Annotated in this window: 14 protein-coding genes; 4 read left to right on the top strand and 10 right to left on the bottom strand. The window is 51.6% G+C overall.

The genetic code is table 11. From position 1 onward, the window contains the following. Positions 1–50: 50 nt before the first annotated feature. The 7 genes from secG to tamL form a co-directional block, all read right to left on the bottom strand. Positions 51–467, bottom strand: a complete 417-nt coding sequence (secG, locus tag AC23NW_RS21755; RefSeq protein WP_487452004.1) for a preprotein translocase subunit SecG — start codon at positions 465–467, stop codon at positions 51–53. A gap of 40 nt (positions 468–507) precedes the next feature. Continuing rightward, on the bottom strand, positions 508–1,344 hold the full coding sequence (locus AC23NW_RS21760) for a hypothetical protein (RefSeq protein WP_293844890.1): 837 nt from the start codon (positions 1,342–1,344) through the stop codon (positions 508–510). Positions 1,345–1,463: 119 nt separating this feature from the next. Next, the gene (lptE, locus tag AC23NW_RS21765) at positions 1,464–1,871 is read right to left on the bottom strand and encodes an LptE family protein (protein WP_293844888.1); all 408 of its coding nucleotides are present in this window, start codon (positions 1,869–1,871) and stop codon (positions 1,464–1,466) included. Between the two features lie 157 nt (positions 1,872–2,028). Beyond that, entirely contained in the window at positions 2,029–3,336 is a 1,308-nt protein-coding gene (locus AC23NW_RS21770; RefSeq protein WP_487452006.1) for a sigma-54 interaction domain-containing protein, read from the bottom strand. 4 nt (positions 3,337–3,340) lie between these two features. Beyond that, a complete protein-coding gene (locus AC23NW_RS21775) occupies positions 3,341–3,823 on the bottom strand; it encodes a nucleotidyltransferase (protein WP_487452008.1) in 483 nt (160 codons plus the stop codon). A gap of 105 nt (positions 3,824–3,928) precedes the next feature. Then, positions 3,929–5,359 carry a tRNA (N6-isopentenyl adenosine(37)-C2)-methylthiotransferase MiaB gene (gene miaB, locus AC23NW_RS21780; RefSeq protein ID WP_487452009.1) on the bottom strand — a complete coding sequence of 477 codons (1,431 nt, stop codon included), beginning with the start codon at positions 5,357–5,359 and terminating at the stop codon, positions 3,929–3,931. 165 nt (positions 5,360–5,524) lie between these two features. Continuing rightward, positions 5,525–8,110, bottom strand: a complete 2,586-nt coding sequence (gene tamL / locus AC23NW_RS21785) for a translocation and assembly module lipoprotein TamL (RefSeq protein WP_487452011.1) — start codon at positions 8,108–8,110, stop codon at positions 5,525–5,527. Between the two features lie 2 nt (positions 8,111–8,112). On the opposite strand from tamL, the gene AC23NW_RS21790 reads away from it, so the two are divergent. The 4 genes from AC23NW_RS21790 (at position 8,113) to AC23NW_RS21805 (ending at position 13,530) form a co-directional block, all read left to right on the top strand. Further along, entirely contained in the window at positions 8,113–8,868 is a 756-nt protein-coding gene (locus tag AC23NW_RS21790; RefSeq protein WP_487452013.1) for a TrmH family RNA methyltransferase, read from the top strand. A 24-nt stretch (positions 8,869–8,892) separates the two neighbouring features. Further along, positions 8,893–9,768 carry a formate dehydrogenase accessory sulfurtransferase FdhD gene (gene fdhD, locus AC23NW_RS21795; RefSeq protein WP_487452015.1) on the top strand — a complete coding sequence of 292 codons (876 nt, stop codon included), beginning with the start codon at positions 8,893–8,895 and terminating at the stop codon, positions 9,766–9,768. A gap of 79 nt (positions 9,769–9,847) precedes the next feature. After that, entirely contained in the window at positions 9,848–11,107 is a 1,260-nt protein-coding gene (locus AC23NW_RS21800) for a ComEC/Rec2 family competence protein (protein ID WP_487452016.1), read from the top strand. Positions 11,108–11,241: 134 nt separating this feature from the next. Further along, positions 11,242–13,530, top strand: coding sequence for an FdhF/YdeP family oxidoreductase (locus tag AC23NW_RS21805; protein ID WP_487452018.1), 2,289 nt, complete (start codon positions 11,242–11,244; stop codon positions 13,528–13,530). Here the strand turns inward: AC23NW_RS21805 and AC23NW_RS21810 are convergent. Genes AC23NW_RS21810 through AC23NW_RS21820 form a run of 3 tightly spaced genes read right to left on the bottom strand, consistent with a single transcriptional unit; the run spans position 13,498 to position 15,474 of the window. Next, positions 13,498–14,160, bottom strand: a complete 663-nt coding sequence (locus tag AC23NW_RS21810) for an SCO family protein (protein WP_487452021.1) — start codon at positions 14,158–14,160, stop codon at positions 13,498–13,500. The genes AC23NW_RS21805 and AC23NW_RS21810 overlap by 33 nt on opposite strands. Beyond that, a complete protein-coding gene (locus AC23NW_RS21815; RefSeq protein WP_487452023.1) occupies positions 14,153–14,737 on the bottom strand; it encodes a toxin-antitoxin system YwqK family antitoxin in 585 nt (194 codons plus the stop codon). Before AC23NW_RS21815 ends, AC23NW_RS21810 begins: the two co-directional genes overlap by 8 nt. Continuing rightward, positions 14,734–15,474, bottom strand: a complete 741-nt coding sequence (locus tag AC23NW_RS21820; RefSeq protein WP_487452024.1) for a YHYH protein — start codon at positions 15,472–15,474, stop codon at positions 14,734–14,736. The genes AC23NW_RS21815 and AC23NW_RS21820 overlap by 4 nt, the downstream gene beginning before the upstream one ends. Positions 15,475–15,521 lie beyond the last annotated feature (47 nt).

Genomic DNA, 15,521 nt, shown 5'->3' on the forward strand with positions numbered 1-15,521 from the left:
AAAAAAAGCCCTTCCGGTCGGGAAGGGCTTTTGCATATAGCGACGGTAAATTATTTCGTAGCTGAGCTCGGTGCTGCGGCTGGAGGAGGGGTTGTACCCGTACCGGCAGGTGCAGCGGCTGGTGTTTGCTGAGCAGGAGCAGGAGCGCCGGCAGGAGCCGCGGCCGGTCCGGCAGCAGGTACTGTACGCGTTGCAGCCCGGTCAACGTTTACCGATGAGGACTGTGTACCAACGCCTGATTTGTCAATCATGATGTACGATGCTAACGTCAGTACCATCATACCAACGCCGAGGCCCCATGTAATTTGTTCTAATAAATCGGTCGTTTTTTTAACGCCCATTAATTGGTTTGACCCTAATCCGCCAAGCTCGCCTGAAAGCCCGCCACCTTTTGAGTTTTGAACCAGTACGATCAGGATAAGCAAAACGGTAATAATGCAGATGATAATAATCGTTGCCGTTACCATGTAAACTGTTTAACTAATTGTAAGATCATTTTTGACAGGGCTACGAATCAAGTTCCGTGCCGGAATTTGCTGAACTTTCCCGTAGCTCGTCAATTCTGGACGCAAAGTACGCTTTTTTATCGGGATTTTTCAACAATAGCTTTTCATAGATTTCAATGGCCTGATTTACCTTTCCCTGCTTAATAAGTATTTTGGCAAAGCTCTCTGTGGCCAAAGAAAGTCCGGATGACGCATTGCGCTGCGCCAGATCAACCTGTTCGACAGGATCGGTAAGGCGGGCTCTGAACGGTGCGATACGGGGTTCGTTGCGGATGAACGTATCGATAATTTCAGACTGACGCTGACGTTCTTCCTCGTTAACCACAGGTTCTTTTTCCGGTTCAACGGCCGTTGACTGCTGGGCTAACTCAGTTTGTAATGTATTCTCCAGAAGAGGGAGCTCATCGGGCTCCGGAATAACTAATTCAGGCATTTTTGGCTCTGGCAATCGAATCAGCGGAACACCCGCCAACCCATTGTTTAGGCCCGACTTCGACTTGAAAAGCGCGTAACTTTCCTGTTGATAATCGTCAGGAATCGGTACTTGCCCGGCCGACAGTTCATTCAGACGGGAAAGCAGGTGATCTGACCATTGGAATTCATTATCAATCAGCCGGCGTAGTGCGTTGCGGCTCAGTGCATAGGCAGCTGCTTTACGTACATACGTGATGGTCTGGCTTTTCTGATGAACTGAAGCGGCTTTAGCCGTCAGCGAATAAAGCGCCTGACAATAAGGATACACTTGCAGGTTTTCCTGCAACTGCTGAAAATCACTATCCGTTAAGTCATTGGGATGGGTCACCCAATATGAAAGTGTTTCCTTATCAAGAGGCTGCATTACCGGTGGTGTCGGGTGTTATTAATTAATTTTCTAAAGTAGACAAAAACCACGTTCCGGCAAAAAAAGTTTCGGACCGGAATAAAGTTAATGTTAACAAGTTGCTGAATCTGAATACACTACCAGTCGGCGGCTGTTTTATTAAAAATATCCAGAACCAGCTGGTCCAGAATTTTAGGTACTAACCGGCTCTCGTTTTGGGTTAATGTCTGATTCTGCGGGAAATCCTGGTAAAACGAAAAGGATTGTTCAAAATTTTTGGTTTCGTCCTTGTTGTTCACAAACCGCACCTGTACCGTCACCTGTAAGCGGTTCAGACCTGCCTGATCGGATGCAGTAGGCGCAACAGCCAGCAGGTCATAGTTGGTGATAGAGCCTTCCAGCGATAAATCACCGTTGTTCGGCAACACTTTCAGGTTGGTATAGCGCTGGTAATATTCCTTAAGCTTTTCGTTGAAGTTCAGTGCCAGGTTGGCCGGACCACCTGCTGTCGCCATCGTAAAGTTGCTGATGGTAATCGACTTCAAATCAGGCGAAAGGGTCGTGCCTGTAAACGAATAAACGCCGCAGGAATTAAAGAAAAATGAAAATTGAATAATGAATACTGTCCGGATAACCCATCTGAAACCGGAAACTGGTTTCAGCATTATCCGTTTTACATTACTCATTTCAGATATTCGCTGCTTACTCTTCATCAATCTGGTACTGTTTAATTTTCCGGTATAACGTCCGTTCAGAGATGCCAAGTGCCTGAGCTGCGTACTTTCGCTTGTTATTATTGCGACGGAGTGCCTTCACAATCATTTCCTTTTCTTTTTTCTCCAGCGAAAGCGAATCATCTTCCTCGGTTTCATGCGAAATGTCCTCGATGGTGATTTCTTCGTCCTCGTCGATGTCATTGTAGGTATCAATGGCTTCGGCCGGCGGGAGCAGTTTGGCTACATGCGTCTCCGATGGCTCGGTTGACGGCACATAGGTATCGGTTTGGAGCGTATCGAACAACTCTTTATGATTATTTAAGATTTGCCGCCCATACTGCTCATTCCCCAACACTTCAAGCACAAGCTTTTTCAGGTCGGTCATGTCCCGGCGCAGATCAAAGAGTACCTTGTAGAGAATTTCCCGCTCGTTGAAGTTCTCGGTTGATCCGCTACCGGCAGCTGAAGGCACCATCACCGGCATCCGGCTTGCAGGCTGCTGCTGGGGCAGGTAACGGCCCAGCACATCGGTATCAACCGGCCGCGCGTGATCTGATTCGAGAATCGAAATCTGCTCAGCCATGTTTTTCAGCTGGCGGATATTGCCCGGAAACGGGTACCGGAGCAGCATCTGCTTGGCCGGCTCCGTTAACTGAATGGGTTTGATCCGGTAGCGTTCGGCAAAGTCGGTCGTGAATTTGCGGAACAGCAGTTCAATGTCTTCGCCGCGCTCGCGGAGGGGGGGCACGAAGATCGGGACGGTGTTGAGGCGGTAGTACAAATCTTCCCGGAAACGCCCTTTTTCGACCGCCTCCATCAGATTTACGTTGGTCGCAGCCACTACCCGTACGTCGGTCTTCATGACTTTCGACGAGCCTACGCGGATAAATTCGCCGTTTTCGAGTACCCGAAGCAGCCGGGCCTGCGTACCAATCGGCATCTCCCCGATTTCGTCGAGGAAGATGGTGCCGCCGTTCGTCGTTTCAAAATAACCTTTCCGCTGGTCAACCGCACCGGTAAACGAGCCCTTTTCGTGGCCGAATAATTCAGAATCAATCGTTCCTTCCGGAATAGCGCCGCAGTTGATGGCAATGAACTGCCCGTGTTTGCGGTGACTCAGGCTGTGGATGATCTTCGAAAACGATTCCTTACCGCTTCCGCTTTCACCCGTAATAAGTACTGTAAGGTCTGTAGCAGCCACCTGCATCGCCACGTTAATGGCGTAATTCAGGGCAGGTGCGCTGCCGATTATACCGAAGCGTTGTTTGACGCTTTGAATTTCCTGTAGATTCATGCTGTCAGGGTAAATATTCCAAATCACCCAAGTCTTTTACCCGACCCGTTGAGGCTTTATTAATTTTCAGGTCATTCAGGTGAACAAAATTTACCAGTAACCCTTCAAGATCTGCTTTTATACTTCTGGAGAAACAATCATCAAACGAAAGTCCTGTAACGGAAGTCAAAATGTCGATGCGTACCGGTTCGTAACCGAGTTGGATCACTATATTTTCCTGCATCAAATCAGGTTGTTGTAGACCAGAAGCCGCAAAACCGAAATCATGCAGAACCTGAATAACTTTCTTTGCATTCTCTGCCGAAATTGCTATCCAGAAATCAATATCACCGGTAAACCTGGGATGGCCGTAATATGCTACAGCATAACCGCCAACAACTAAGTATTCAACTTCGTGTATGTTGAGTAATTCGACAAACTCTCTGAAGTCTTGATGAAGGTCCAGCATATTGACGACGTAAGGTTTCCACAGCAGAAATACGTTCAACAGGTGTTCTGGTTAACCAGAACTGATGTGGCGAAACTTCATCAGTCTGCTTTCTAATGGTAATTACAGAACGATCAAGGCGTTGTAGGCTCATAAAAATCTGAGTTATGGAACGACAACTTCACCCCGTAATGTTGCAGGAGTACAGTCAGTGATACGGACCTGAACATACTGCCCTTTCTGCAGGTCGCCTTTCGGGAAAACAACCATTTTATTCTGGTCGTTCCGGCCACACAGCTCCTCGGCTGAGCGCTTCGATGTACCCTCAATCAACACTTTATGAACCTGTCCGATATTCCGCTGATTGCGCTCCAGCGAGAGTTTCTGCTGCAGGGCAATGATTTCGTTCAGCCGGCGGAGTTTTACGTCATGCGGCACGTCATCGGCATATTTTTTGGCTGCCGGTGTGCCCGGACGCTCCGAGTAGGCAAACATGTAGCCGTAATCGTAACGGGCGTACTCCATCAGTGTCAGGGTGTCCTGATGTTCTTCTTCCGTCTCTGAGCAGAAACCGGAGATCATGTCATGCGAAATACCGCAGTCTTCGCCCAGGATAGCACGGATCCGGTCAATTTTCTGAATATACCAATCCCGGTCATAGGTCCGGTTCATCAGCTTCAGAATCCGGCTGTTACCGCTCTGGGCCGGCAGGTGAATGTAGTTACAGATGTTTTCGTACTTCGCTATTGTGTGCAGTACATCATCCGTAATGTCTTTCGGGTGCGAGGTGGAGAACCGGACGCGCAGCTCGGGACTGATCTGCGCCACCCGTTCCAGCAAGAGGGCAAAATTAACATGCTCGCTGCCGTCGGCACTTGTCCACTTGTAAGAATCAACGTTCTGGCCAAGCAGCGTTACTTCCTTGTAGCCGTCAGCCACCAGCTGCTCGGCCTCGCGGACGATTGAATGGGCATCGCGGCTCCGCTCACGACCACGGGTATAAGGCACCACGCAGAAGCTGCACATATTGTCGCATCCCCGCATGATGGAAATAAAGGCGGTAATGCCGTTTGAGTTCAGGCGGATCGGCGCAATATCGGCATACGTTTCCTCACGCGAGAGAAATACGTTTACCGCTTTCTGACCGGTTTCGGCTTCTTCAACCAGCTTCGGAATATCGCGGTAGGCATCTGGTCCGGCCACAATGTCAACGATCTTTTCTTCTTCCAGAAGCTTGGTTTTCAGGCGCTCTGCCATACAGCCCAGCATACCGACAACCAACTCCGGTTTCCGCTTTTTCAGGGTGTTCAGCTGCTTCAGGCGGTTCCGTACCTTCTGCTCGGCATTGTCACGGATAGCACAGGTATTCAGGAAAATCAGATCAGCGTCGTCGGCGGTTGACGTGGTAGCAAAACCGGCATTCCGCATGACGGCAGCCACAATCTCACTATCGGAGAAGTTCATCTGGCAACCGTAGCTTTCGATATACAGCCGCTTCTTGCCCACCGCCAGCTCGTCTTCCGAGACGCGGGGCAGTTCAGTAGCTTCTTTATCTTCCGGGGTTAATATTGTGAGTGTTTCGGCAATACGTTCCATTGAAACAAATGTCAGTTCTGTGTTGATGTCTGGTTTGCAGGTGCCTGACTGCCTGAGTCTGGCTGGCGCAAATAGCTGAAATGGGTAAACAGCAAACCAAAACCAATTGGTTCTTGCAAAATTACAAAGATTAGGGGAAGTTTCCTGACATTTTGGCAGGTTAATTTAAAACGGATACCCAATACCAAAATTAACTACCAGTGGATTAGGCCCTTTTGAAAGCTGGCGCAGGGAGAACTTCGGCAGAATGAACCGCTCATCGATCCATTGCTTTGTTTCCGGGTCTACATACCGGCGGGCCGGATCCCAGACACGGATTGCGGCATCAAACCGGATGATAAAGTACGAGAAGTCAATCCGGACCCCGTAGCCGGTGGCCACGGCAATGTCCGATAAAAACCGGTTGGCTTTCAGGGTTGCCAGCGGTTTGTTCGGGTTCGGGCGCAACAGCCATACGTTACCGGCATCAACAAACAGCGCGCCGTTGACATCGGCCCCGAAATGAAACAGGCGGTGGCGTAATTCCGCAGAGCCTTCCAGCAGCAAGTCACCCGGCTGTTCGAACCGATAGGCAAACTGATCGTACCGGACCGTAGAATCCCGGCTGTACCGGAATTTCGGGCTATCTGGGTTTGTATCATCGGTTTCCGGCAGGGCTGAGCCCGGGCCTAACCGGCGCGGCAGCCACCCCCGGATACTGCTGCTCCCTCCGACAAAGAACCGGCGTTCGTAGGGAGCTGTTTTGTTGGGTCCGTATCCGTACAGAATACCGGTATTGAGCCGGAAGGCAAGGGTTGTATGCGGCCGGATCGGAATATACCGGCGGTAATCAATGTTCAGCCGCAGGTACTTATAAAACTGCAGACCGGTTACACTGGAGTCGCTCCAATGCTGAATCGTTTTGTTATTAAACAGGTTCAGCGTTGTGCCGCCGGATTCCAGGGCCATCCGGAAGAAGTTGGTGCGGCGGTTCAGCGTAGCGGCATTGGCATTATAGGTATAGGCAAAGCTGATGTTTGACGAGAAGGCCGGATTAAAGCTGTTGGCCAGAATGGTGTTGCCGCTCCGGGCCTGGGCTATGATAAAGTCGCGGTAAATCTGGCCGAATTCGCGGTTGGCAAAACTCGAATTGATAAGGTTGATGTCGGCAATATAAAACGTGAACTGCCGGGTCTGAGAAAGTTGCCAGTTGTAGGCCATAGTAGCCCGTAAGGTCCGGCGCAGGTAGTCCGGCCGGCTGGTAAACGTGAACCCGAGACCTACCTGGGTACGCGGGGTAAAGTGGCTGAAAATAAAGCGCGATTTTCCCGGAAACAGGATTTGCGGGAAGAGGAGGGACGTGCTCAGGGAGACTTCGGTGGCCATCAGGGCCCGGTCAACCCCCGGATAGCCGGCCTGTGCCTCGAGTCCGTAGCGGAAGTTGGTTTCCAGCGCTTCCAGTCCGTTAAACATGTTCCGGACGCGGAACGACACGTTACCGAAAGGCCCCGGAACACTCTGGTTCTGGTATAGCACAAAAAGTCCCCCTTCAAAAGTCGTTTCATACTTATCGAGCGGACTAAGCGTGATGTCGGTACGGAGCTTCCGGTTGGTGGTATCGGTAATGTTGACGCTGATGTATTTATACTGGTTCAGCATAAACAACTGGCGCTGGGTTTCGGCCAGGTCTTCCTGCCGGAACTGATTGCCGGGCCGTAACCGGATTTTGGTGCTGAGTAGCCGCGTAGCATATCGTGGACCGGAGTAATAGAAACGAATCCCGTTGCGGACATCGCCGGACGATTCGCGCAGGCTGTCGGTCTTTGGCAACGCAGTTATAATCCCGTTCGGATTATCGTTGATCGTGACCTGCACCTGACCGATCGTAAAGCGGGGGTGAGCGGTCTGGCCTGACGGATTAACAATCCGGAATAACCAGTCGACCTGACGGCGGGTGGAGTCACGGCTGAGTACGACCGAGGTGTCTGGCTCCGGCAGTACATACTGGCGGGAAAAGCCATAATACCCGTTATTCCGGAGCAGGGTTTCAATCCGGACACGTTCATTGAGCGCTTTATCTGTGCTGTACCGTTCGCGGGGCTTCACATAAGCATCGGCTCTGGCGCGTTTGACAATTGAATCGACGACGGGATCTTCGGCTTCAAAATCAACCTGACGGTTATAGAAACCGCTGCGTTCGTTGATCTGGTACGTGACCTGCACCTGACGGCGTAGGAGTGTATCCAGCCTGTATGTAACATAGGCATTAAAGAAACCGTTGTTAAACAGGTACTTCTGGATTTTCAACGCATTCGCCTGCCCGTCGCGCGGATAAAAATACGATGGCGGTTCGCCGAGGTTTCGCATCCGGCCGTTTCCTTCTTCAATGTATTTTTTCAGTTTCTTCGCCTGTCTGCCAAACCGGCGGTTCAGTTTTTTCAGCGCCTTCGGATCGTTGGTCAGTTGCTGGCTTTGTTGTTCAAATTCGGTAGTTTTGGCCTCCAGTTCCTTTACTGCCGCCTCCCGGTTATAGCTCTTTAAGCCCCATTCGTAGAACCACAGGGCAGGGGTAATGGGTAACCGTAAAATCCGGCGGTTAGGCTTTTGGGGCAGAAGGGCTTCCAGTTCTTCGGTGGGAATGGAGCGGTTACCCCGGATGGTCTGGCCATAGAGTAAATACTCACCAGTGCGTACTGAGCGGTTGCTGATACAGCCAGAGACTAACGTGGTAATGGCGGTGAAAACAACGAGCCAGCGCTTTGATAATACCATATATGCTTACAAATAATCAGCGAAAATACATCCAATCACTCCATCAGAAAAAATTCCGGCAACAATCGGGCGCTTTTCTGGTCGAAGGAGCCAAAAGTGTGCAGGAAGTGATTGCTTCTGACTTTACCATCGACCTGCTGCTGACCACGGAGGACTTCCGTAGCCAGAACGCCCGGCTGATAGACACTCAACGTATACCGGCCGAAATTGTGTCGGTTTCCGAGTTAGAGCGCGTCACCACGCTGGAAAGTAACAATGCGGCCGTGGCTGTCGTAAAAACGAAAGAAAACCGGCCTTTAGTCGCCGGACCGGATGAATTTGTGCTGGTGCTGGACGACATCCGCGATCCGGGAAATCTCGGAACCATTCTCCGCATTGCCGACTGGTATGGTATCCGCAAATTGATTTGCTCCGAAACGACGGCCGAAGTGTATAACCCCAAGGTTATTTCGGCCAGCAAAGGATCGTTTACCCGGGTCAGCTGGTGGTATGGTAATCTGGCCGGTTTTTTTGCGGAGGTTAACCCGCAGCGGGTTCCGGTTTACGGAGCCTTTCTGGATGGCAAAGACGTTCATGGCATGTCATTCAGTAAAGGCGGGTATCTGGTGATGGGCAATGAGTCTAACGGCATCGGACCGGCTGTCAGTCCGTTTATTACCGAAAAAATTACGATTCCGCGCTTTGGTGATGCTGAATCCTTAAACGTTGGGATCGCTACGGCAGTTATAGTAGATAACTGGAAACGTTCAACGAAGTAAAAGGCGGCATCTGCCGACGTAAGTATGGTAAGTCCTGTCATTATTCATAAAGTGATCGGCGGTGAGTTGCAGGAACCGCAGCCGGATTTGCTGGTCATTGAAGAGCCGCTGGAAATCCGGCTGGGTTTTGGCCCCGTCGATAACCGGCAGCAACGCAGTCTGAGTGTGACGATGCGGACGCCCGGCGCCGACGGCCCCGGTGCGGATCAGGAACTGGCGCTGGGCTACCTGTATGCCGAGGGGATTATTCGTTCGGCATCGGACGTAGTGTCCTGCCGGCACTGCGTGCAGGATGCAGCAAAGCAAGGCAATGTGCTGCGGGTGGAACTACAACCGTCAGTAACCATCGACTGGCAGTTGCTGGAGCGGCATACCTATGCTTCGTCTAGCTGCGGTATCTGCGGAAAAGCATCCATTGATGCCGTTCGGGCGAGTTGTCCGGCGAAAATGACCACGACCGGTTTTGCGGTGTCAGCATCGGTGTTACAAAGCCTTTCTGATCATGTGCAGGCGGCGCAGCGGGCCTTTGCCTATACGGGTGGTGTGCATGCCGCCGCCTTGTTCGATGCGGACGGTAAGGTACTTATGCTGCGGGAAGACGTCGGGCGCCACAATGCACTCGATAAACTCATTGGAGCAGCCCTCTGGAACGACCAGGTGCCGTTACAGCAGTACGGGATTTTTCTAAGCGGCCGGATTGGTTTCGAACTCGTTCAGAAAGCCTGGATGGCCGGAGTGCCGGTACTGGTTGCCGTCGGTGCACCGACGAGCCTGGCCGTTGACATGGCCAAAGAGGCCGGTATTACGCTGATTGGGTTCATGCGGAACCAGCGTTTTAATGTGTATACCGGTCTGGAACGCGTGATGGTGGATGAGGGCGTGAGGCTAGAAAAAAGGTAATACAAACGTAACAGCAAGGGCCGGCCTTTTGAAAAGGCAGAGGAGTAGTTTTACCGGAAAAACTGATTCTTCTGCTACCATGAAAATACACATTAACCTGCTGATAACCGGAGTGCTGCTGACTCCGCTTACGATACATGCCCAGCAAGTCGGGCAACCTTTGCCGGCCTGGAAAGAAGGCTATCTCGATATTCATCAAATCAATACCGGTAGGGGAAATGCGGGGTTTTATCAGTTTCCGGACGGCACAACGGCACTGATCGATGCCGGTGAACTGAATCTGACAGACCCCAGAACACTCGGGCCGCGAAACACGGCGGCCAGGCCAAACGACAGCCGTCATGCCGGCGAATGGATTGCCCGGTATTCCCGGAAAGCTCAGGGAAGCCGGCCCGACGCTGTGATTGACTATGCTATCATGAGTCATTTTCATGACGATCACATGGGGCACCCGTCGTCGCTGGCACGGCTGTCCTCCGGCGGTAATTACAAGCTGACTGGTATCACGGAAGTAGCCGAATTCATACCCGTTCGTAAGATCATTGATCGCGGCTGGCCGTCCTATGACTATCCGCGCCCGCTCGATATTGATCCGCTTGTGAAAAATTACCGTGCGTTTCTGGACTGGCAGATGAAAAACAACGGCCTGAAAGCTGAGCGGTTTGCCGCCGGCCGCAATGACCAGATTACACTGCTGAAACAGCCGGAAAAATACCGGGGCCTGTTTGAGGTACGCAACATTGCGGTCAACGGTGAGATCTGGACCGGTGTCGGTCAGGTTACGCGCCAGCATTTTCCAGAGTTGAAAAACCTGAACGAACTCCAGTACCCAAACGAAAATATGTGCAGTATGGCCCTGCGCATCAGCTACGGGAAGTTCGACTTTTTTACCGGCAGTGATATTCCGGGCGTATTGAAATTCGGGGCGCCGGTCTGGCATGATGTTGAAACGCCGGTATCGCAGGTGGTTGGACCGGTAGACGTGCATTTGCTGGATCACCACGGCAACCGCGATTCGCAGAACGGCACCCTGCTGGCAAATCTCCGGCCGAGGGTACTGGTGATTCCGGTCTGGTCGTCGGACCATCCGGGGCATGATGTACTGGACCGTATTTACTCGCAACAGGTCTACACCGGTGAACGGGATGTGTTTGCCACCGACATGCTGGAGGCCAATAAACTGGTCATCGGCAGTCTGCTGGACCGGCTGAAGAGTAATTCCGGTCACATCGTAATTCGGGTTGATCCGGGCGGCGATACGTTCAGAGTGCTTATTCTGGATGATACCGACGAGTCATTCCGGGTAAAGGCAATACATGGGCCGTATCAGTCACGGTGATGGTACCGTTACCGGATAGTTAACCGCCATACCGGAATTTTTTGTAAGTCGCCGAACAGTATGTAAGTTGAGCTGTTTTTATAAAAAGAAGTGAAGAAACACGAACGGGTCATCGACCTGCCTGCTATAACCTTATGAACGCGACGCCTCCGGAAGAATTAAGCGGTGAACTGACCATCGGTGAACACAAGACCGAAGCCGCCGGTCTGACCGCCATTGTTAAGTCATTTGAGCATGTCTTTACGCGGACAACGCCCGCACGGGGCTGGACGGCTCTCTACAAACTTAATCAAAAAGATGGCTACGACTGTCCGTCGTGTGCCTGGCCTGATCCCGATCATGACCGGTCATCCATTGCCGAGTATTGTGAAAGCGGGGCAAAGGCGGTTGCCGATGAGGTAATGACGCGGCATACGGCGTCGCCGGTCTTGTTCCAGCGGTATTCAGTGGCGGAGTTATGCGAAAAAACAGATTTCTGGCTCGGGCAGCAAGGCCGGCTGACGCAGCCGATGCTCCTGACGGAGGGGGCGACCCATTATAAAGCCATTAGCTGGAACGAGGCGTTCGGGCTTGTTGGCAACGAACTGAACGCACTGAGCTCGCCGGATGAGGCGATATTTTATACCTCCGGCCGGACAGCCAACGAAACCGCCTGGCTCTACCAGTTGTTTGTCCGCATGTTCGGGACCAACAACATGCCCGACTGCTCCAATATGTGCCATGAATCAACCAGTGTGGCACTGGGTGATACGCTGGGACTGGGAAAGGCGTCGATTGTATATGACGATTTTGAAAAAGCCGATGTGATCATTGTTATGGGCCAGAATCCTGGCACGAATGCACCCCGGATGATGACGCCGTTGGAAAAGGCCAAGCGCAATGGTGCAAAAATCATATCCATTAATCCGTTAGTAGAAACCGGACTAACCGGCTTCCGTAACCCGCAGAGCCCCCGCGATATGTTGATTGGCGGGCAGAAACTGACCGATCAGTTCCTGCAAATCCGGATCAATGCCGATCTGGCCTTGCTGAAAGCGGTTTGTAAGCTGCTGCTGGCCGAAGAACAAAAAGCGCCGGGAACCGTCTTCGATCAGGCATTTATCCGGACCCATACGGAAGGCTACGAACAGTTTATCAACAGCCTGAGTCATTATGAACTGGACGATCTGGTCGGGCAAACCGGCGTCTCACTGGCTGAAATTCAGCAGCTGACTGATACCATTAAACATACCCGGAAAATCATTATTTGCTGGGCGATGGGATTGACGCAACATAAAAACTCTGTGCAGACGATTCAGGAAGTCATTAATCTGTTGCTCCTTAAAGGCAGCATCGGCATCGAAGGGGGCGGGGCTGCCCCAATCCGCGGGCATAGCAACGTACAAGGCGACCGGACGATGGGCATCTGGGAAAAGCCCAAACCAGCCTTCCTGGATAAGCTGCAACAGGTAATCGGGTTTGCCCCTCCCCGTAAGGACGGCTACGACGTCGTAGCCGCTGTTAAGGCAATGCACGAAGGGAAAGCACACGTATTTTTCGGTATGGGCGGCAACTTCGCGCTGGCCACGTCGGATACCAACTACACAGCCGAAGCCTTGCAAAACTGCCGGTTGACGGTCCATGTCTCAACCAAGCTGAACCGCAGTCACCTGACACACGGAAAAACGGCCTTGATTTTACCGTGCCTGGGGCATTCGGACATTGATGTGCAGGCAACCGGTTCGCAGTTCCTGACAATGGAAAATACGACCGGTGTGGTGCAGATGTCGAAAGGGGTCGTTGAGCCGGTGTCTGAACACATGAAAAGCGAACCGGCAATTGTGGCCGGTGTTGCTAAGGCAACCCTGGGCAACCGGAACGGGATCGACTGGGATGCGCTGGTGGCAGATTATGACCGGATTCGGGAACTGATTGCTAAAACGGTGGATGGGTTTCAGGATTTTAATCAGAAAGTGCGCAAGCCCGGCGGCTTTTATCTGCCGAACGGCCCCCGCAAGCGCAGCTTTCCGACGAGCAGCGGCAAGGCTAAATTTACCGTGAATGCCCCGGAACAGGCCATCATGAAACCCGATGAACTGATGCTGATGACCATTCGCAGCCACGATCAGTTTAACACGACCGTCTATGGAAACGATGACCGGTACAGGGGTATTTACAACGAACGACGGGTCTTGTTCATGCACAAGGATGATATGGCAAACCGTGGTCTGGCCGAAAAGCAGGTCGTTGATTTACACAGCCAGTATGACGGTAAACAACGGACAGCCCATCAGTTTATGGTTGTGCCTTATAATATTCCGAGAGGTTGTGTCGCGGCTTATTTCCCCGAAACCAACGTTCTGATTCCGATTGACAGCAAGGCAGACAAGAGCAATACGCCGACTTCAAAATCAATTGTGATCACTGTTACGAAGGCCGTTTAGTGTGTTAATGTCCTGAATAAGCTGTTGCACATCCAGCGGAAGTGTTCCGTTATAGATGCCCCTGATATGCAGCTCTTCATCAACCAGAATCAGGTTTTCGGTGTGCAGAAAGTCGTTTTCCCCTTTCTGCACACCAATATTTTCATCAGCGAAGTACGATTTCCGCGCCAGTTTATAGATGGCGTCGTGATCGCCGGTGAGCAGGTGCCATTTGCTGTCCATCACCTGATGTTTAGTAGCATAAGCCCGTAGGGCGGGCACGCTATCCCGTTCGGGCGTAACGCTGTAGGAAAGCAGTACCACCTGTGGATTGTCCAGGAAGGCGGCCTGAATCTCAGCCATACTGTGGGTCAGACGCGGGCAAAGGCCGGGGCAACTGGTGAAAAAAAAGCTGGCTACATGAATCTTGCCCCGGACGGTTTTATCACTGACAGCCTTGTTGTTCTGATCCGTAAAACTAAAGCTACTGAGCTGATGTAGCCGGCTGATCCGTTCATCTCCTTCTGCCAGCCATAGCGGCGTAAAGTCAGCCGTGTTATAGTAGGGCAGGTGTTCTTCTTTTGGCGAATCCGTCTTGCAACCTGTCAATAAAAGTAGCAGGCTTGCAATGACAATCAGGTGTTTACCCATTTTTCAGTACTTTATTTGTGTTTTCGCCCATACAGCCTTTGGCGCCCAGGAGCCCATACCGGCGCCCGTTCCGCATTTCGTAATTTGCCTTGATCTGCCCGCTTTCAAACCACATTTGCTGCAAACCAGCCTCATGGCCTTCAGCGTCATAGTGGAAGGAGCTGAAACGCCGGCCGGTTGGATACCAGTTCTGGTGATGGCCAACCGGAACGTCACGTTCAAACGTATAATCGAAACGGCGCCTGCCATTGGGCCACCAGGCCAGATGACGACCGGTTTTATGGCCCTCCGCATAATACCGGATTTCGGCTGTCCGGCCGTTTTCGTACCATTGCTGGCTAACACCGTCCGGCTCCCCCTGCACATAAGCTGCTTTAGACTGAACGGTGCCTGACGGAAACCGGCTTATGACAACACCTGTGAATGGTATGCCCTGATACATGTACCGCTGCTGTACCGATTGAAGTCCCGGAGTCTGCGCATCCAGAATCAGTATGGGCGTGTTCGATGTGACACGCTGTGTACAGCTGCCTGCTCCCAAAAAAAGCAGTATGCTGATTGTCAGTAGCCTGCTCATTGTGATACTGTTCCCGGATTACCATAAAAGCCGTTGCCATTGATATATGGATCCTGGGCCGTAATATGGTAGTGATAAATTCCGCCGGGGTATTCCGTCGTCGCATGCGAATGACCGTGGTAAGCATCCAGATCGCTGTTCATGACGGCTTTCCCGTTTTCCACCGGTCCGTATACGGGATAGCCATCGAGCAGAAAGCCAAGTAGTGCCCCGCTGCCGTGTACTTTTGTCAAATAGGTTGGTTCAACGTGGTAATGATATTGGCCGGTTTGCTGCGGGTGGCCGTTATACTGGTCAAACGAATTGATTTCATTCGTCAGCGGTTGCGATGGGCCTGCATACTGATTGAAGAAAGGTACGCCATTGATCGAGACACCAATAGGGCCCAGCGGTGTTGCCTGTGGAGATGAGGCTTTCGTGGGCGTTAATGGTATGCGGAATACCAGATTCTGGGTACTGATGCTGTTCGGATTCTTTCTGTACTGGGCATTTGTGCCGTTATAGACTTCATACTGGCTGCTGGTTGCGCTGAAATACGGGCTTTTATGGTCCGGAATGCCCGTGCTCTTAATCACTACATAATTACCGTCAACTGAGACGGAAAGTGTACTGTTAAATTTTTTAAAAGCATCGGGAAGGGTGGTTGCCGAGGGCGTTACCGACGAATCGGAAGATTCTTTCTTACAGGCAAAAAGGCCGATGCCAAGGCTTACCGTGATGAGCAAGAACGTTTTCATGAGATTAATGAGCGATTGCATGTTATTGATTGTGGATTAGACGGGAA

This window comes from Arsenicibacter sp. R0_47 (assembly GCF_057652235.1).